At 45.0% G+C, this 19,673-nt stretch carries 16 protein-coding genes and 1 riboswitch; of the genes, 6 read left to right on the top strand and 10 right to left on the bottom strand.

Annotated features, from left to right (window positions below; genetic code table 11):
* Position 1: 1 nt before the first annotated feature.
* The 6 genes from ACQEXS_RS15870 to ACQEXS_RS15895 form a co-directional block, all read right to left on the bottom strand.
* Entirely contained in the window at positions 2-325 is a 324-nt protein-coding gene (locus tag ACQEXS_RS15870; protein WP_427011517.1) for an MSHA biogenesis protein MshK, read from the bottom strand.
* Positions 318-968: a type 4a pilus biogenesis protein PilO gene (gene pilO, locus ACQEXS_RS15875; protein ID WP_427014474.1), complete on the bottom strand. Its 651-nt coding sequence runs from the start codon at positions 966-968 to the stop codon at positions 318-320. Before pilO ends, ACQEXS_RS15870 begins: the two co-directional genes overlap by 8 nt.
* Positions 965-2,404, bottom strand: a complete 1,440-nt coding sequence (locus ACQEXS_RS15880) for an MSHA biogenesis protein MshI (RefSeq protein ID WP_427014475.1) — start codon at positions 2,402-2,404, stop codon at positions 965-967. Before ACQEXS_RS15880 ends, pilO begins: the two co-directional genes overlap by 4 nt.
* A gap of 6 nt (positions 2,405-2,410) precedes the next feature.
* Positions 2,411-4,420, bottom strand: coding sequence for an RNase E specificity factor CsrD (csrD, locus tag ACQEXS_RS15885; protein ID WP_427014476.1), 2,010 nt, complete (start codon positions 4,418-4,420; stop codon positions 2,411-2,413).
* Positions 4,421-4,553: 133 nt separating this feature from the next.
* A complete protein-coding gene (locus tag ACQEXS_RS15890; RefSeq protein WP_367988059.1) occupies positions 4,554-5,081 on the bottom strand; it encodes a single-stranded DNA-binding protein in 528 nt (175 codons plus the stop codon).
* A gap of 134 nt (positions 5,082-5,215) precedes the next feature.
* Positions 5,216-5,587 (bottom strand): VanZ family protein, encoded by a 372-nt coding sequence (locus ACQEXS_RS15895; protein WP_427014477.1) that lies wholly within the window; start codon positions 5,585-5,587, stop codon positions 5,216-5,218.
* 244 nt (positions 5,588-5,831) lie between these two features.
* On the opposite strand from ACQEXS_RS15895, the gene ACQEXS_RS15900 reads away from it, so the two are divergent.
* The 4 genes from ACQEXS_RS15900 (at position 5,832) to ACQEXS_RS15915 (ending at position 12,270) form a co-directional block, all read left to right on the top strand.
* Entirely contained in the window at positions 5,832-6,476 is a 645-nt protein-coding gene (locus tag ACQEXS_RS15900; protein WP_427014478.1) for a LuxR C-terminal-related transcriptional regulator, read from the top strand.
* 118 nt (positions 6,477-6,594) lie between these two features.
* The gene (galU, locus tag ACQEXS_RS15905) at positions 6,595-7,467 is read left to right on the top strand and encodes a UTP--glucose-1-phosphate uridylyltransferase GalU (RefSeq protein WP_367988056.1); all 873 of its coding nucleotides are present in this window, start codon (positions 6,595-6,597) and stop codon (positions 7,465-7,467) included.
* Positions 7,468-7,604: 137 nt separating this feature from the next.
* Positions 7,605-10,427 carry an excinuclease ABC subunit UvrA gene (uvrA, locus tag ACQEXS_RS15910; protein WP_427014479.1) on the top strand — a complete coding sequence of 941 codons (2,823 nt, stop codon included), beginning with the start codon at positions 7,605-7,607 and terminating at the stop codon, positions 10,425-10,427.
* Positions 10,428-10,500: 73 nt separating this feature from the next.
* On the top strand, positions 10,501-12,270 hold the full coding sequence (locus ACQEXS_RS15915) for a PglL family O-oligosaccharyltransferase (protein WP_427014480.1): 1,770 nt from the start codon (positions 10,501-10,503) through the stop codon (positions 12,268-12,270).
* Positions 12,271-12,316: 46 nt separating this feature from the next.
* Here ACQEXS_RS15915 and ACQEXS_RS15920 read toward each other — a convergent pair whose 3' ends face one another.
* The gene (locus ACQEXS_RS15920; protein WP_427014481.1) at positions 12,317-13,438 is read right to left on the bottom strand and encodes a pyridoxal-phosphate-dependent aminotransferase family protein; all 1,122 of its coding nucleotides are present in this window, start codon (positions 13,436-13,438) and stop codon (positions 12,317-12,319) included.
* Positions 13,439-13,615: 177 nt separating this feature from the next.
* A riboswitch (Lysine riboswitch) is annotated at positions 13,616-13,794 on the top strand.
* A gap of 108 nt (positions 13,795-13,902) precedes the next feature.
* Between ACQEXS_RS15920 and lysC the strand changes: the two genes are divergently transcribed.
* Positions 13,903-15,255 carry a lysine-sensitive aspartokinase 3 gene (gene lysC, locus ACQEXS_RS15925; RefSeq protein WP_427014482.1) on the top strand — a complete coding sequence of 451 codons (1,353 nt, stop codon included), beginning with the start codon at positions 13,903-13,905 and terminating at the stop codon, positions 15,253-15,255.
* Between the two features lie 63 nt (positions 15,256-15,318).
* Here lysC and pmbA read toward each other — a convergent pair whose 3' ends face one another.
* Entirely contained in the window at positions 15,319-16,662 is a 1,344-nt protein-coding gene (gene pmbA, locus ACQEXS_RS15930) for a metalloprotease PmbA (protein ID WP_427014483.1), read from the bottom strand.
* A gap of 118 nt (positions 16,663-16,780) precedes the next feature.
* Here pmbA and yjgA point away from each other — a divergent pair, with 118 nt between their 5' ends.
* Entirely contained in the window at positions 16,781-17,308 is a 528-nt protein-coding gene (gene yjgA / locus ACQEXS_RS15935) for a ribosome biogenesis factor YjgA (RefSeq protein ID WP_367988050.1), read from the top strand.
* A 72-nt stretch (positions 17,309-17,380) separates the two neighbouring features.
* Here yjgA and thiQ read toward each other — a convergent pair whose 3' ends face one another.
* Together thiQ and thiP are read right to left on the bottom strand one after the other, a co-directional pair.
* Entirely contained in the window at positions 17,381-18,085 is a 705-nt protein-coding gene (gene thiQ / locus ACQEXS_RS15940) for a thiamine ABC transporter ATP-binding protein (RefSeq protein ID WP_427014484.1), read from the bottom strand.
* A complete protein-coding gene (gene thiP, locus ACQEXS_RS15945; protein ID WP_427014485.1) occupies positions 18,072-19,667 on the bottom strand; it encodes a thiamine/thiamine pyrophosphate ABC transporter permease ThiP in 1,596 nt (531 codons plus the stop codon). The genes thiQ and thiP overlap by 14 nt, the downstream gene beginning before the upstream one ends.
* Positions 19,668-19,673: the final 6 nt, after the last annotated feature.

A 19,673-nucleotide genomic window follows, 5' to 3' on the forward strand; every position in this document is an offset into this window, starting at 1 on the left:
CTTATTGTTTTACATCTTTAGAGAAAAGTTCTAATTTCCACTGCCTTTTCCCCTTTGAAACCGTCACGAATTCGGCATCAATGTTGATGACTCGAAAGCCATTAATCACTTGCCCACGCTCCAATACTTTATTACCCATAATCGCCTGACAGTCTGAGCCGTTAACGCAGATAATGCTTTGCAGTTTAGGTAACGAATAAACAGCTTTTTTACTATTCGATTGAGGGGAAGTTGATTGAGTCCAATCTAATGGTGCAGTTGGATCACTGGCAGCAAAACTACTTGCCGAAATCAAACAGCTAAATACAAACCACCATTTAACCACCAATAAACTCCTGTCTTGTTCCCAAGGTATACACTTCCATGACTAATCGAGCTGACGGGTAGCTTTCCACTTTGTAGGTAAAGCTACGCCAATAATACTTCACTGGCAGTGACTCCAACGCTTCAAGATAAGCCAGAATATTAAAGTAACTGCCCGTCAATTCCACACGCACAGGGTGTAAATAATAACCAGTATAGTCTTTCCCTTCAGAGTCCGATGTAATGGGCTCGGCTGGCAATGACTCTAGAGAAACTAGATGCAATTCCTTGCTCTCAGTTAAAACCTCTTCCAATAACTGTGCCATTTCTGAAGGAGAAATGAGATTTTCGATGATCTTCGCCAATTGTTGCGATAAATTCTGGCTTTCTGTCAATAACTGGCTGTATTCCATATTGATCTCTTGATCGGGATCTTTCTTAAGTTTGGCGGTCACCGTCAGAATTTCGCCTTCTAGACGCTGGTTATTCACTTGAGTAACGGCAATTTGTTTCTTCAACTCGTTATTTGTCTTCAATGATGGCTCAACCAATAACACGGCAAGGCCGATAAAAATGGCCACAAAACCACATATTGAGATCAGTCCCTTTTCACGACCACTTAAGGAAGCAAACTTATCACTTAGTTGTTGCCACTGCTGCTTCATGGTTGACCTCCGTCTTTCGCTGTCAGCTCGAAGGTAATGATGTCCTTTTCATTGCGACCAATTTTTAGCTTTTCAAACGTTCGACCAATGAGGTTCAACTCTTGTTTAAATTGTCTCACCCAATTTGGTATTGCCTTAGGTTCTCGAGCGACTCCCTGAAGATCAAGAGAGTGAGCATCCATGCGGATCTGACGCAATGCTATATCATCACGGCCTAACTGGGCCAATGAACGCATGACGCCAGAATAGCCAACTTGTTGTGATTCATCGTATTCGCCCATCGCTGTCATGGAGTCTTGTTTCGATTGAATTTCCAATTTAAGCCGCGCAACTGCAGCCACTTTTTCAGGGGAAGGCTTATGACGTGCCAAACGCTGGTTCAAGCTGGTGAGTTGCTGAGTAAACTCGGTTTCTTGCGCCCTTTGCACGTGTAACTCGCGTTCAAGCTTAGCTTGTTGAAATTGAAATAATCCGAATACGGCAAGTAATAACACGGCTATCCCCGCCCAACATGCAACAATGAACGGAAGACTGAAGTAATCTTTTTTAGGTTTTAAGTACTCGGGATATAGATTAATTTCTTCAGATTCGATGCGTGTAACACAGCGGGATAAGACTAACCCCGACTCATCATTTCGCTCAGAAAGAGCACTCACTTTCACACTTAAACGCTCTGCTAAGGCATTCGCGAGTTCTTGCTGCTCTTCTTCATCACAGCAAATTTTCATTTGGTGGATCGACGTTCCACGTAGCTGAGAGGATAAATAGTCAATCGATCGCTGCAGTTCAAGTGCGATACCATCTAACTGCAATACACTACTAGCAACACCGGTTAAAGGAGGCGTTATACCTCGGATATGGCGTTGGAAAGCACAGCTTCCTGCTACGTATGCACTAACTTTATAACCACTCTCTTTACTACGTTGGAGTAACAGAAAGTCGTTCGGTTCGTCTACCGAATGTGCCCACACTTCCTCTTCAACTAAAACTTTTCCAAGACGCAGGTCTACTCCTGCTAGCTTTCGGTGTAACTCCAGAATAACGGACTTGGAAATCACGTACGCCTGAAGCTTATTACTTCCTGGCAACACGGCAGCATCGGCAATGATTTCTGTGACTTTTTCTGAAATGAGATCTTTAAGCAGAAATGGGAGGGCGACTTGAAGTTCATCATTAGGAAGATTGGGCTTCTCTATTTGATAGGTCTGATACAAACCAGAATGCAGGACAAGGTTAACTTGGCTTCCTTTCTGTGCTGATCCTTGAAGAATAGAAAGAAGCACCTCAACCCATGGTTGCCCTTTGAGAGGAGTATGTTGAGGTAACGCATTCGATGGTGTAGTAAGATAGATAGCGCTGGGTTGAACAATGGCATTCACACATTCAGCCGAATCATTCTGTTTTTTGAATTTACCTAAAATTGAGTGCATCTTCATTCAGTTTTATTTTTTCCGCCACCGGTTTCGCCGCCCTACTTTTACTTTAGTCGTAAAATCATTCATAGCGGTCTGTTTTTCAATTGGAAGCAATTGTTCTTCTTTTTTAAAGAAGCGTCCTTGAACACCATTCACCCCTAGCTTAATCACCGTGTTGAATTCACTCTTCGTTTCAACACCGACAGCAATGAGTTGGGTTTTAAGCCCTCTACATGCACCAAGCAAGCTACGCACAAAAAGTTGGTTTTCATGCCTCTGATCAATTTGTTTAATCAGACTCCGGTGGAGTTTTAAATAGTGGATTGGCAGATCTTTTAGATAATGCGTACTCACTATTGAGCGCCCAGCCTGACCCACTATGATCTTACACCCTAAGCCTGATGCCATCTTAATAATGGGTCGCATATAATCGAGGTGTTTCACCAATCTCGCTTCAGCAAATTCCAACGTTAGCAAACCACGTTTATCAATGGGTAACTGAAGTAACTCATCCCTAAACCATTTTCGATATTCACGATCAGCAAAAGGAGTGACATAAAGATTAACAGAATAGTTTAGAGAATGCGTAGAGGATGACTTCAAAAAGTTGATAATCAAAGAGAAACTTGCCTTATCTAAGGTCATTTCATAACCAACTGATTCAATAGCTGCATTGAAATGAGAGGATTTAATCAATCCTTTTTCTGGATCATCAATCCGCACAAATAGCTCATGATGATCAATTTGCAGTTCTTGCTGACTATCAAGTAAGTAACATGGCTGCTCAAAAATAAACAACTTTTCAGGTTTCAACACCTGATCAAAAAGCGTTCTCCAACGGACACTACCTCGCTCTTCGTCTTGAGCGACCACTTTCTTGAAACGGTTCCATGTATTTACCCGTTGTAGCTGTGCACTTTTTAATGCGGTCTCCGCTTCATCCATGATACGACCCTGCCGCTCACCTTCACGATACATACTAATGCCAATATGACACCAGTTATCGGGTTCTAATGGTTCTGGGGGGGTAAGTTTCGCGATTTGTTTCAAGCAGTTAATAGCGATATTTGACACATCTTTACTATTTAAATGTGGCGCAAAAATGGCGAAGTCAGAATCATAATATCGTGAAAGAATAACGTCAGGATAACGTTGAATAATGTTCGAAAGCCCTTCACCTACTTCAACGATAAAGTCATTGGCAATTTGCTTGCCACTTTCTTCTTTCAGTGCATCCCAGTCATCAATCCGTAACAATAGAACGCCACCATTTGCCCCACTTTCCGTCACTGCTGATTCCAACTTACTATCAAACAATACTCGGTTGGCGGCACCTGTCAGTTGATCAAGGAACGTTTGTGTTCGAATAAAAGTATCAAACCGACTGCGCTCCTGCCGAGCATCTTGCAACTCTTCAATAACGCGGTCTAAGGCCTCACTCGCAGTATAAGGCCATTCGTTGATGTCTCCTTTGGCATATTCTTCCACTCGGCCTGCTAAGATCATTCGCCCTCGCTCTTCCAGTAACTCCGAGCCATACAATTGTTTTTTAAGCCACTTTACGCCTTGCATTAAGCAAAAGATGATCAGTAACACCGAAAGCGTGATCGACAGAAGAGCTTGCATCGAATAACCGTAGCCAATGTAAGGAGGGATGGCTTTAAACGCGATGCTATAACCTTGATTTCTTTGTAACTCAAAGCTGACTTCATACAGGAGTGCTGGATCGTATTTTGAAGAGGTATCTTTGAAGCGATAGATCACTCCAACGGAGGAAGACAATTCCATTTCAACAATGTTTGATGCCTGCAACATCTTAGGCATCCACCGCTGCATAGAATATGCAGCATCAGGATCTTCCATTTCTTTGTCCACGACCTCGACAATACCAATCAAAGAGTGATCGAGATATTCTTGCCCAAGCTGCTTAAAAGACAAAGTCCCACCGAGAAACAAAATGAACATGGCGCTGATCACGATCATCGTTACAAATGCAACCAATCGAGTACTCAGCTTTAAGGTAGGCGTATACCTCACTAGACCGAATTCCTTTTCAAAAAGATAATGCCAGAAAAAATAGAAGACTCGCTACTGGCGATTAGAAGGTAGTTGTATGGTTCAATATATAAAAAAGCCGCTGAATACGCGGCTTTTTTTACTGTTTAATCGCTTAAAACGGGATGTCGTCATCAAAATCCATCGGTGGCTCATTATATTGTGGCTGAGCCTGTTTTGGTTGCGATTGTGGTTGCTGAGCTGGTTGATGTTGCATTGCTGGCTGCTGAGGTTGACCCCAACCGCCTTGCTGCTGGCCACCCATTCCTTGTGCAGGTGCGCCCCCTTGAGCACGGCCTCCTAGCATTTGCATTACACCATTAAAGCCTTGTACCACAACTTCTGTCGTGTAACGCTCTTGGCCATTTTGGTCTTGCCACTTACGTGTTTGAAGTTGGCCTTCAATGTATACCTGAGAACCTTTGCGTAAGTATTCACCTGCGACTTCAGCTAATTTGCCAAACAGAGCAACACGGTGCCATTCTGTTTTTTCACGCTGTTCGCCTGTGTTCTTATCGCGCCAGCTTTCTGAGGTTGCAACAGTAATGTTTGCCACAGCGCCGCCACTTGGCATGTAACGAACTTCAGGATCATTACCCAAGTTACCAACTAAAATTACTTTGTTTACTCCACGGCTCGCCATGTTTCGCTCCGTCTGTTTCTTTATTGGATGGTTAAATAGCAGTATAGGATAGCACGCTTTATTAGCGGCACAAATCACTATCAATCACGCTTTGAGACATGACAGTCAAACTCACCGACAGATTTCGTTCTCTATCAATGAGCTGAGTTATCCATTCTAGCGATGAGATGACTAAATAAACGGCCAGCGACAAAACCGGTCGTTAGACCACCAACATTAGCAGCAAGATCTAACCACTCCCCATAGCGATTTACGTATGGCTGGATCAACTCGATCGCCCCACTCCAAGCGACAAAAAAAGCACCAACAAATAACCAGTATTTGGGTTTACGCAGGCCAACAGAAAACATTAATGCTCCGTAAGCAATAAAGTGATGCGATTTGTCGGAGCCAGGAACAGCAGGAAGCTCAGGAAGCGGTGTTAGAGAAAGTACCGTGATAAGTAATAATATCAGCACTGACAATGCCACCCAGTATTGGCAAAGTAAATCGTGTATTTTTTTCATTGGAAATGATACGGATAAATAAAAGTTCTACATGATACTGGCAGAAAAAGGCGATTCAACCAGAACAAGAAGAATACCAACTTTCGATGGAGTAGATTTTTCGACACAAATCAAAGCTAAAAATAGTGAGCAATCGCTTAATTACCGACCGATATGAAACAAAACGCAAAAGTAAGTCATTCGTTAGCACTTTTATCAAAGTTCTTTCACTCTGAGAAGCTCATGATTATTAGGAGAGTCTCGAGTGAATAGAAGCAGCTATACCCGAACCATACATCACTTATGCTTGCAAAAAGAACAAGAACCATTTGTCACCGATATTGAAGACAAACTCGGCTTAACTATCCCTATGATAAAACCCGAAGAACTGATGCTGGCCGATCGACAGCACCGGCATAAGATTTTATTAATCAATTATTCTGACCATCATGCAATTAACTCTCAATTACGCGCTCTTCCGTTAGTCAACAAACTGTTTGAGGTCATTGTGTTTAATGTCAATAAACGACTGACAACGGATGAACTCCTAGCGATGGGAAATCTCAAGGGCTTGTTTTATAACACAGATAGCATGGAAGCCATCGCACATGGGTGCGCCGAAATCATTAACGGCCAAAACTGGTTGCCTAGAAAAGTAGCTTCTCAATTGTTGCACTATTATCGTCAAGCCGTCGACTGTCAAACTGCCCCAGCGACGGTTGACTTGACCAATAGAGAAATACAACTGCTTGGTTATCTCAAAACTGGCGCTTCGAATATTCAGATCGCAGAAGAGATGTTTATTAGCGAGTTCACCGTCAAATCTCACCTCTATCAGATCTATAAGAAACTCTCTGTGAAAAACCGATTGCAAGCGGCGGCATGGGCAAGACAACACATATTGTCTTAAATTTAATTCACTGTACGAAAATGTTATATTTGAGCCGTTTCATTCATTATTTACTTATATAAACCGTGTTAAGGTGGCGCCAACTGAAATGAAGTATAGACAAAGAAAGGGTTCTATCATGATTAAAAAGTGCCTGTTTCCGGCAGCTGGCTACGGTACTCGTTTTCTACCGGCAACTAAATCAATGCCAAAAGAGATGATGCCTGTTGTAAATAAACCTCTTATTGAATACGGTGTTGAAGAGGCAATCCAGGCAGGTATGGACGGCATGTGTATTGTTACTGGTCGTGGCAAACACTCCATCATGGATCACTTTGACAAAAACTACGAACTAGAGCACCAAATCAGCGGCACAAACAAAGAAGAGCTGCTGGTTGATATTCGTAACATCATCGACAGTGCGAACTTCACTTTCATTCGTCAACAAGAAATGAAAGGCCTAGGCCACGCAATCCTAACTGGTCGTGAACTGGTTGGTGACGAACCATTTGCTGTTGTGCTAGCGGATGACCTTTGTGTCAACGAAGAAGAAGGCGTATTAGCACAAATGGTTGCGCTGTTTAAACAGTTCCGCTGCTCAATCGTTGCTGTTCAAGAAGTACCAGAAGACGAAACTCACAAATATGGTGTTATTTCTGGCGAAATGATCAAAGACGACATTTACCGTGTAGATGATATGGTTGAGAAACCAGAGCAAGGAACTGCGCCAAGCAACCTTGCAATCATTGGTCGTTACATCCTAACTCCAGATATCTTCGAGCTAATCGAAAATACTGAACCTGGTAAAGGCGGCGAGATTCAAATCACTGATGCGCTATTGAAGCAAGCAAAAGCAGGTTGTGTTCTTGCGTACAAATTCAAAGGCAAGCGTTTTGACTGTGGTAGCGTAGAGGGTTACATCGAAGCAACAAATTACTGCTTCGAAAACCTGTACCTAAAAGACAGCAAGAAAAATGAGCTTGGCAAACAGGTCACAACGAAAGAAAAATAATATTTTTCTATCTATATGACTTAAAAGGCGATTCAGAAATGAATCGCCTTTTTACTGTTTTTTTATCCAGTAACATCTTTGCACATTTATCGCACTATGTAATACTTGGGCGACTTGGTATTACACAGAGCAAGAGAATGGACAAAATAGAAGTTCGTGGTGCCCGAACCCACAACCTGAAAAATGTGAATCTAACCATCCCTCGGGATAAATTGATTGTGGTCACAGGCCTGTCCGGCTCAGGCAAATCATCACTCGCCTTTGACACCCTTTATGCTGAAGGTCAGCGTCGCTATGTTGAGTCATTGTCAGCCTATGCTCGTCAGTTTTTATCACTGATGGAAAAGCCTGATGTTGATCATATAGAAGGTTTATCACCTGCGATTTCTATTGAACAAAAGTCTACCTCTCATAACCCTCGTTCTACCGTAGGTACCATCACCGAAGTCTACGACTATCTGCGTTTATTATACGCTCGCGTTGGTGAGCCTCGCTGCCCAGAACATCACGCACCACTTGCCGCCCAAACGATCAGCCAAATGGTGGATAAAGTTCTTGAACTGCCAGAAGGTTCAAAAATGATGTTACTTGCTCCGATCGTAAAGGAGCGAAAGGGTGAGCATGTCAAGACGCTTGAAAATTTAGCGGCACAAGGGTTTATTCGAGCACGCATTGATGGTGAAACTTGCGATTTATCTGATCCACCGACACTTGAATTGCATAAAAAGCATACGATTGAAGTGGTAGTTGACCGCTTTAAAGTACGTGACGATCTCCAGCAACGTCTTGCTGAATCATTTGAAACAACACTAGAGTTATCTGGTGGCATCGCGGTTGTCGCACCGATGGATGGCGACGGTGAAGAAACTGTGTTTTCTGCTAATTTTGCCTGTCCACATTGTGGTTACAGCATGCAAGAGCTTGAACCTCGTCTGTTCTCATTCAACAACCCAGCAGGTGCTTGTGGTACCTGTGATGGATTAGGTGTGCAGCAGTATTTTGACCCCGCGCGAGTGATTCAAGATGACACTCTTAGCTTGGCGCAAGGCGCCATCCGTGGCTGGGATCAGAAAAACTACTATTACTTTCAGATGCTGACCTCTTTAGCGGATCATTATGGGTTTGATCTACATAAGCCCTTTAAGTCATTGCCAAGTAAAACACGCGATATCATCTTAAAAGGCTCAGGTCGCACAGAGATTGAATTTAAATACATCAATGACCGTGGTGATATTCGTGTGAAACGCCACCCATTTGAAGGGATCCTCAATACCCTTGAACGTCGCTATCGCGATACAGAGTCAAACTCGGTGCGTGAAGATTTGGCCAAATACATTTCGACCAAGTCATGTACTAGCTGTAATGGCAGCCGCCTGCGTTTAGAAGCAAGAAATGTGTTCATTAATGACACCACATTGCCTGAAATTACCGAACTCAGCATTGCCGATGCACTTTCTTTCTTCCAGTCGCTAACGCTCGAAGGACAACGTGCTCAAATTGCAGAAAAGGTCATGAAGGAGATCAATGACAGGCTGCAATTCCTTGTTAATGTGGGACTAAACTATCTAAACCTTTCCCGTAGTGCGGAAACATTATCTGGCGGAGAAGCACAACGTATTCGTCTGGCAAGTCAAATTGGCGCCGGATTAGTGGGCGTCATGTACGTGTTAGATGAGCCTTCAATCGGCCTACATCAACGAGACAACGAACGCTTACTACAAACTCTGACCCACCTTCGCGATCTGGGAAATACCGTTTTAGTGGTTGAACATGATGAAGACGCCATTCGCATGGCGGATCATGTCATCGATATCGGCCCTGGCGCCGGTGTGCATGGTGGCTCAGTGGTGGCGGAAGGTACTATGGAAGAGATCATCGCTAATCCTGCATCTCTGACAGGCCAATACCTCAGCGGAAAAAAAGCCATTGAAATCCCCAAACAGCGCACGCCAATAAACAAAAAGAAAGTGGTGAAACTCTCTGGCGCGACTGGTAACAACTTAAAAGACGTTAACCTAACCATCCCTGTCGGGCTATTTAGCTGTATTACTGGCGTTTCTGGCTCAGGTAAATCGACTCTAATTAACGATACATTCTTTAAGATTGCGCACACTCAGCTCAATGGCGCCACAACCGCGACACCTGCACCATACAAAAAGATCCAAGGGCTAGAGCATTTTGATAAAGTCATTGATATCGACCAAAGTCCAATAGGGCGAACTCCGCGTTCAAACCCAGCCACCTATACGGGCATCTTTACCCCAATCCGTGAGCTATTCGCTGGCACTCAAGAATCTCGTTCTCGCGGCTATAAACCGGGACGTTTCAGCTTTAACGTTCGAGGCGGACGCTGTGAAGCCTGCCAAGGTGATGGCGTGATCAAAGTAGAAATGCACTTTCTCCCGGATGTATATGTCCCTTGTGATGTGTGTAAAGGCAAACGCTACAATCGAGAAACACTAGAAGTACGCTACAAAGGCAAGACCATTGATGAGGTCTTGGAAATGACAGTGGAAGACGCACGTGAATACTTCGATCCAGTCCCCGTTATTGCGCGTAAACTGCAAACATTAATGGATGTAGGCTTGTCCTATATCCGACTCGGCCAGGCGGCAACAACACTATCAGGTGGTGAGGCCCAACGGGTAAAACTGGCTCGTGAGCTTTCTAAACGCGATACAGGTAAAACTTTATACATCTTAGATGAGCCGACGACAGGGTTGCACTTCCACGATATCCAACAGTTACTTACAGTACTACATCGCCTACGTGATCATGGCAATACCGTCGTCGTGATTGAACACAACCTCGATGTGATCAAGACAGCCGACTGGATCATCGACCTAGGTCCGGAAGGTGGACAAGGCGGTGGTGAAATCATTGCACAAGGCACACCGGAAGATGTGTCATTGGTCGAAGGTTCGCACACAGCACGATTCCTTAAGCCTATGTTAGACTAATAAAAAGTAGTAAAGTCGTAAAACCAGCGACATGTCATCGCTGGTTTCTTTTTATGTTGAGGCAACAAATACAATGGCGACGGTACACCTTTCTGGCACTCAGCTTGAACCTCAAGCGACCAAACTTCCACTGAACAAACCTTTTCTGGTTTCGCTTGCAGTGTTGTTTGTGATTGCCATGCACTTTTTTATGCCAAATCCAGGAGGCTCTGGACTCGCCTTATCATTCAATCCAACCACATGGTTAGCTTTTAGTTTCGCTTTGGCCCTTGGGCTATATCAACTGGGCACCGAACAAGCTCTTCGTTATAACAAGCTGACCATAGGCCTGTTTATCAGCGCCATCATGCTCACCTTACCGGTGATCTACCCTGATTCCAGCCTATCCCATTCAGTTGGTAAACTCACTGGGTTATGGGCGGGGTTACTGTTCTTTATTGTATTGCAACAATTTCGCTTCAGTAACAAACAAAAACAGCGACTACTTTGGTTTATCGTCATTGGGGTAGTCATTGAAGCCTTATTTGGTTGGTTTCAATACACTATGCTTAAGCCCGGTAACCTGTTTGGTTATGACACTCTAGCCAACCGCCCTTATGGTATTTTCCAGCAACCCAATGTGATGGCCAGTTTTCTTGCTACTGGTCTTGCAATTTCTGGCTATCTGCTTGCTCGTCAGCCGGTGAAGTATCATCGAAAAATTAGTGATGTCGCCCTGCTTTATCTACTACCACTTCTGACATTGCCATTATTGATCATTCTTGGTTCTCGTACTGGCTGGTTGGCCTCTGTCCTTTCTGTCGTCATGTTGTTGCCTTATCTATACCGTTTTGCCAATCGAAAACGTTTCTGGGGTTGGCTCGGCTTCTCAGTGAGTGGCATCATTGTAGGGTTAACCATCGTAATGAGTTCAAGTGGCGATGGCGGTATCGCAGCAGACAAAATGCATATGGAAAGCCCGAGAAGCTACACCTTTCCTCAAACGCTAGATATGGTGGTCGAAAAGCCTTTTACTGGCTATGGTTACGGAAAGTTTGAGTCTGAGTACATTTTATATACCGCTAGACAACACCAACTCAATCCTGATTACAAAGCAGGGCTCCCTTCGATGGATCACCCCCATAATGAGCTCCTTTACTGGGCAGTTGAAGGAGGTCTACTCCCCGTGTTGGGCATCCTTCTCGCCGCAGGCCTTGTACTCGCGCGCCTCTACCAAGCTAAAAAAGGAACACGCTTGGCAATGTTTGCCTTGTTTGTTCCCATCGTGCTGCATTCCCAACTTGAATACCCGTTTTATCACTCCGCAGTGCATTGGCTCGTCTTTATTATTTTGCTTTATTGGGTAGATCAACGCGTATCGAGCCAACGAGAAGTTTCGTTTAGTATCGTTAGTAAAACCTTACTCAGAGTCACAAGCTTAGTTTTGCCGATATTGACCAGCGTGTATATGCTCAGCGCGCTCCATACCAATTACGTGCTCACCAAATACGAAACCTCAAATCCATCCAATCCTGAGATTTTGGAGCAAGTAACTAACCCAGTCGTCTGGAAAGATCGCTACGATTGGGATATCTACAGTACTTATCTTAATATCGGTTTATTCAAACAAGATGCGGAACTGATTCAGCCCTATATTGACTGGTCACTGAATATCATAAAAAGCAAACCAAGACCTGCATTTTACAATAACTTGATCTTGGCCTATCAAGGCTTAGGGCAAGATGGGCGAGCAGAACAAATCCGCAGTGAAGCGCAATTTTTATTCCCCAACCTCGACTTTACTGAGGTGCAATATATCCCACCAACAATCAGTGCAGCTCAGCAAAGCGCGACAAAAGAGTAATAAAAAGGGCGACAACATGTCGCCCTGAACTTTTTCAATTTGCCCTTTATTGAGAAAGCGATTCTTCCAACGCTTTCAAACATAAAGCGACGTTTTCTTCACGTGCGGCATACCCCATAAGGCCAATTCGCCACGCTTTTCCTGCCAATGCCCCTAAACCCGCACCGATTTCAAGATTGTACTTGGTCAATAAATGCTGACGAATATGAGCTTCATCGATACCTTCAGGCACATATACCGCGTTCAGTTGAGGCAAACGACAGCTTTCTTCCACCACAAACTCGAAGCCCAGTTTCTGCAATCCTACCTTAAGCTTGTCATGCATGATGCGGTGTCGCTGCCAAGCCGTCTCTAACCCCTCATTTTTCAATATCAGCAGCGCTTCATGCAGCGCATAAAGGCTATTCACCGGCGCGGTATGGTGGTAACTGCGTTTTCCTTCCCCACTCCAATAGCCTAACACTAAGCTTTGATCGAGAAACCAGCTCTGTACTGGCGTTTTTCGTGATTGAATTTTCTCTATTGCCGCTGGAGAAAATGTCACGGGAGACAACCCCGGCACGCAAGATAAGCACTTCTGACTACCTGAATACACAGCATCCAATTGCCATTCATCGACTTTAAGTGGAACGCCACCAAGCGACGTCACCGCATCCATAATACTCAATACGCCGTATTGCTTGGCAAGCGCCCCCAATGCTTGAGCGTCAGAACATGCCCCTGTGGATGTTTCGGCATGAACAAAGGCCAGAATTTTGGCATCAGGATTCTCTTTTAATGCTTGTTCTACCTTAGCAAGTGAAACTGGCTGGCCCCATTCATCATCTACGACAACTGCTTCACCACCTGCACGAACCACATTCTCACGCATTCGCTCACCAAATACCCCATTGCGACAAACAATGACTTTATCTCCTTGTTCTATCAAGTTGACAAAGCAAGCCTCCATACCAGCACTACCGGGCGCTGAAACCGCAATGGTAAAGTCGTTCTCTGTTTGGAACGCATATTTAAGCAATTGCTTCACTTCATCCATCATCTGGATAAAAAGTGGGTCTAAATGACCAACAGTCGGTCGACTCAGGGCCTGTAATACTTGTGGAGAAATGTCGGACGGGCCGGGGCCCATAAGAATACGACGTGGTGGATTAAAGCTTTGAATAGTCATAATTGCTCCTGGCAGCTTAATAAGGCATCTATTCACAGTAATAGAAATAATCCAATGCAGCAATTAGCCCTAAGTCTAGAGGTCAAACCAGTGTCACAAAGTTGTTAACCAGTTACTGCTATATGGTGAAATTACTCATTGACAAAGCTCACATAAAAACGTTCAATGAATGGGCTTTTATGCAGAAGAGGAGCACTGCCCAGGCAGATGTTTTGTGGAACCGCAATTCCGAAACAGAACATTCAGGGGGAGCAGTGCCGAGATAGATCAAAATTGTCGGGTTTGATCTGTCGGTTGACTTGGGTTGAGTCCCATCAACTGTCATCAGCAAAATCTGATGAAGAGCTTCTGAGGAGATCCTTTCTAAAATAACTCTACCTCTCTATTGCTCTAAAACTCTCTTCGTACATTGGATGTTGATTTGCAACAACTGTAATTTTTAAGGAAGTCGTGGGAGAAATGCTGTGAGCGCATTTAACGTAGCCAAGTTTGGCGGAACCAGTGTCGCTAATTTTGAAGCCATGAGCCGCTGTTCGGCCATCATAGAAAATAATACACAAACCAAATTAGTCGTGAGCAGTGCCTGCTCTGGCGTAACCAATCTATTGGTTGAGTTGGCCAATGGGGTCACCGATAGCGACCACCGAAATGAAGTATTGCAACAACTTGCGAATATTCATGAAGCGGTATTGAGCCAGCTTCAAGATGCAACAGCAACTGCGACCGAAGTGTATGCCATTCTAGATACCGTCACCAGTCTTGCCGAAGCGGCCTCCATCCAAGCCAGTGCAAAGCTCACGGATCACTTGGTCGCTTGTGGCGAACTTATGTCGACACATCTACTGACTCAGTTAATGCGCGAACGTGGTGTGAATGCCGTCCGCTTTGATATCCGAGATATTTTACGCACCGACAATAATTTTGGTAAAGCTGAACCCGATGTTGAGACTATTTATCAGCTAGCACAAGATAAACTGGTACCACTTTGTCGTGAACATGTGGTGATTACACAGGGCTTTATTGGCTCAGACGAACATGGCAATACTACGACCTTAGGTCGTGGTGGCAGCGATTACAGTGCAGCGCTCATTGCCGAAGCCGTTGAAGCCGCAGGCTTAGAGATCTGGACGGACGTGCCTGGCATCTACACCACCGATCCACGCATTGCAGCCAAAGCTTCACCAATTCCCGAAATCAGCTTCAGTGAAGCCTCTGAAATGGCCAATTTTGGTGCCAAGATCCTTCACCCCTCCACGCTTGTTCCGGCATTGCGTCATGATATTCCTGTTTTTGTCGGCTCCTCAAAAGAGCCTGAAAAAGGCGGGACTTGGATTCGACACCAAGTGGAAAGCTCACCACTGTTCCGTGCCCTAGCACTTCGTTGCAACCAAACCATGATCACACTACGCAGTGCAAAGATGTTCCACGCCTATGGCTTCTTAGCTAAAGTTTTTGAGATCTTAGCCAAACACAAAGTCTCGGTGGATCTCATCACTACATCAGAGATCAGTGTCTCTTTAACACTTGACCAAACCGATACGTCAGGTGGCGCGCCGCAGTTGCCTGAAGAAGCGAAACGTGAACTTGAAGAGCTATGTACTGTGGAAGTGGAACACAACCTATGTCTGGTCGCTCTCATCGGAAATAACATGAGTGAAAGCAAAGGCTACGCAAAACAAGTCTTTGGCACGCTGGAAGACTTTAATCTGCGTATGATTTGTTACGGCGCCAGCCCGCATAATTTGTGCTTTTTACTGCACGAGTCTGTTTCCAAAGCCGCCATTCAAAAACTGCATACCGAACTGTTTGAAGGCTAGTCGTCATCAAGAAAAAAGGTTGGCATATGCCAACCTTTTTTGTATCGACTAAAACGGTAATGCTTACTCACCCGCCACTTTCATCGATTCCAATAGAACCGAACCTGTTTGGATTTGTGAACGTGTTTCGACATCTTTACCAACCGCGACAATCTGACTAAACATCTGCTTGAGGTTACCCGCGATGGTGATTTCAGAGACAGGGTACTGAATTTCACCATTTTCAACCCAGAATCCTGCCGCACCACGAGAGTAATCGCCAGTCACCACGTTGACACCTTGTCCCATCACTTCCGTAACCAGCAGACCAGTACCTAACTCTTTTAGCATCTGCTCAAAGCTTTGTCCTGTCGATTGTACAAACCAGTTATGAATACCACCAGCATGGCCTGTTGGCGTCATATTCATCTTACGCGCCGCGTAACTCGTTAATAGGTAGCTCGATAGCACACCATCGGTAATAATTTGGCGATCTTGGGTAAACACACCTTCGCTATCAAATGGGCTGGATGCTAAGCCACGCAGTACATGGGGCTTTTCTTCGATATTAAACCATTCAGGTAAAATCTGTTGGCCAAGGTGATCAAGCAAGAAAGACGACTTGCGATACAAGTTACCGCCACTGATCGCCATGACCAAATGTCCCATCAATCCTGTTGCAACATCAGCGGCAAACATCACTGGGTATTGGCCAGTCGCTAATTTTTTGGCATCTAAACGGCTGACTGTTTTTTCCGCCGCACGGCGTCCCACCTCTTCCGGGCTCCACAAATCATCTTTGTGGCGTGCTACTGTATAGCTGTAGTCACGTTCCATCTCGCCATTATTTCCTTGACCGATCACACAGCAACTGGTGCTTTGGCGGCTGGATGCATAACTGGCAAGTAAACCATGGCTATTTCCGTATACCTTCAAGCCATAATGGCTATCATAGCTCGCGCCATCACTTTGTTTGATAGCATCACTGAAACCAAGCGCTTGCTGCTCTGCAGCAATGGCAACCTTTGCTGCATAGTCAGGATCAGGCGTATCTGGATGGAAAAGATCCAAATCAGGGATCTCTTTCACCATCAGCTCTTTCGGCGCAGGGCCTGCATAAGGATCTTCCGAGGTATATTGCGCAATATCTAATGCAGCGAGTACCGTTTGCTGAATCGCTTTTTCACTCAGATCGGACGTTGATGCACTGCCTTTACGTTGCCCGCGATATACCGTGATACCCAAAGCGCCATCGCTGTTAAACTCTACGTTTTCAACTTCACACATTCGGGTCGAAACACTGATCCCGGTAGTTTTAGTGATCGCGACTTCCGCAGCATCCGCTTTTTCAGCAGCCATATCGAGCGCCTTAGCAACGGCAGCTTCCAACTCAACACGCTGTTGAGCAACTTGTTGTTTTACGTCCATATCTCATTCAATTTTTGCGTCTATTGAAGTTAGGATATCAAGAATTTCGCTTTCTCCCCACGATTCTTGTTAAAATAGATCAATATTAGTTCGAGATAGTGATATAGGCAGTTTAAACATGGCCCGTAAAAACCAAAAAGCGCCTTGGGAGCCGGAAGAAGAGATCATCTGGGTAAGTAAGACCGAGATGAAACGCGATATGGAAGAATTACAGAAGCTTGGCGAAGAGCTTGTGAATTTGAAACCTTCGGTTTTAGAGAAGTTTCCATTGAGTGAAGATCTGGCGGATGCGATCAAAGATGCGCAGCGTTTTAAAAACGAAGCGCGACGCCGCCAGCTACAATTCATCGGTAAGCTCATGCGTCATGAAGATCCAGAACCGATTCAAGCAGCACTGGATAAAGTCCGTAATAAACACTCGCAAAATACCGCGGTACTGCACAAACTTGAAACGCTGCGTGATCGCGTGGTCAGCGAAGGTGACAGTGCTATCGCTGATGTGATGGAACTATACCCTGCCGCAGATCGTCAGCGCTTACGCCAGCTTGCACGTCAGGCAGCCAAAGAGAAAAAAGCGGAAAAAACACCAAAAGCGGCACGAGAGATCTTCCAGATCTTAAAAGAGCTTAACGACGAAGAGTTCTAAACGCCGACCAAAGACAAAAAAGCCTGACGTGAGTCAGGCTTTTTCATTTGTTCAGTTTTTTACTTCAAATTATTATTGGCCTGCTGCCACAAATTCACGCAAATGTGCATTGTCATGTTGCTCATTGAGCTGTGAGATTTCACCGGTCACATCCACTCGGCCATCGGCCATAAACGCAAAATGACTGGCGATGGCTTTAGCATCACTCAGATGGTGAGTCACCATGACTACTGTCACACCTCTTTCTTTCGCTAATGACTGAACCAACACAAGCATCTCTTCACGTAAGATCGGATCCAACGCAGAAAATGGCTCATCCAATAACCAGACAGGATGAGGCTGAACAAAACATCGAGCTAACGCCACTCGCTGCCGTTGCCCGCCAGAGAGCTGCTCGGGCAATCGGTCAAGATAATCCGTTAAGCCGACCAGTTGAGCCGCTTTTTCAATTTGTTCTCGCTGACTTTGACTTAGCTTTAACCCCGGATGAATACCTAAGCCAATATTGTCTCTGACACTCAAATGAGCAAAAAGGTTGTGCTCCTGAAACAGCATGGCGAATGGTCGCTTGTGTGGCGGCTCACCGAGAACAGATTGGCCAGAAACAGTAATATCACCACTGACAGGATCAATAAAGCCTGCCATTAATGCCAATAGCGTTGACTTACCAGCACCACTTGGCCCCATCAATGCAACGATCGACTGTGGCTGCACTTCAAGATCAAAGGCAAACATTTCATTGTGATAGTGATACTTCACCTGATTAACCGTTAACATGAGTTTCCTTTGTTTTAAATAATGTCTCTATTAAGGTAAAACAGAGCACACTAAGCAATAAAAGCGTGAGTGACACCACCGCAGCGGCCTGCATTTGGTAGCTTCCTAACAACTGAAATAGGTATAGCGGTAAAGTACTAAATTGCTGGCTACCGAACAGCGCAATTGCACTTAAATCACCAATGGCAAACATAAAGCTGATAGCAAAAGCGTGTGCCATCGGTTTACGTAAAGCTCGCCACTCCACCAGCTTAAGCCGCTGCCACCCAGTCAAGCCCAACGAGGCACACAAATACTGGTAGCGCTGCTCTATATGCAGCATCGGTTGAGATAAGGTCTTCAGAACATACGGCAATCCCATCAATGCATTCACTGCGACTACAACCCAAAAGGCATAACTGAATGCATCGGTAAAATTGCGTAGTAGCAAGAATAATCCGGTACTAATGACCAAGCCCGGTGTCACCAAAATGATGGTACCAATCAACTCAATTTGATCGGCGTGATAGTGTTGGGAGCGCACTCGCCAGTGACGACTCGTCAGTAGAATAGTAATCCCTGCCACTAGCGCAATAACGCTCGCCAGTGATGCCACTTGCAGCGATGAACTCAATGCCAACCAAAAGCGTTCATCACTAAACACCTTCCAAGCTTGACTGTTTAAGCCACTGATGAACACCATCGCAAGCGGAGGCAAAACAAGTAACATCGAAAAACCAATCCAACTCCAGTCCCAACATGTTGAGCTGAAAGAGGTTTGATAAAGCGTCGCAGAACGACGATGACTGCCACGGCTGACTGAAACTGGCTTCGCCAAGCGTTGTATCGAAAGCGCCATAACGCCACACAGTAGCATTTGCCACAATGCCAGAATGGCCCCTGTTTGCAGATCAAAATCAAACTTTATCGCCTGATAAATGGCCAGTTCGATGGTGGTAGATTTCGGTCCACCGCCAAGTGCCATCACGGCAGCAAAACTGGTGAAACACAACATAAACACTAAACCACATACATGCGGTATTTGTTGGCGCAGTCTTGGCCATTCTACTAGTTTGAATTTTTGCCAATGACTCATCCCCAAATGCGCGCACAGTTTATGTTGTTCATCAGGAATGCCTTCCAATGATTGCAATAACAAGCGACTCGCATAAGGTAAGTTAAAGAAGACATGCGCCAGCAAAATCCCATTGAGGCCGTATATCGAAAAAGGAAACGCTTGATCGAAAGCCTCAAATAGCTCAGCTAGCACGCCGCTGTTTCCGTATATCGCCAGCAGGCCAAAGACGCCAACTAAGACTGGTAAAACGAGCGTGGTTGCAAATAATTTGAGTAGTAGCGACTTACCGGGAAAATGACGTCGAGACAAGGCATGGGCGACAGGGATAGCGAACCCCACACTTAATAGGGTCGAAAGCAAAGACTGATAAAAACTGAACTGCGTGACATGGCGATAATAACGATCATTCCAGATATGGCGCAGATCCAACGTCGGCGCTTCCAACAGCAAAGCGCTCAAGGCTGAAATAACAAAGGCCGCGATAACTATCGCGACCCCAATGCCGATCTTAGGCGTCTTGTTCAAACAAAA

The organism is Vibrio sp. TRT 17S01, from assembly GCF_050113695.1.
Classification (GTDB): domain Bacteria; phylum Pseudomonadota; class Gammaproteobacteria; order Enterobacterales; family Vibrionaceae; genus Vibrio.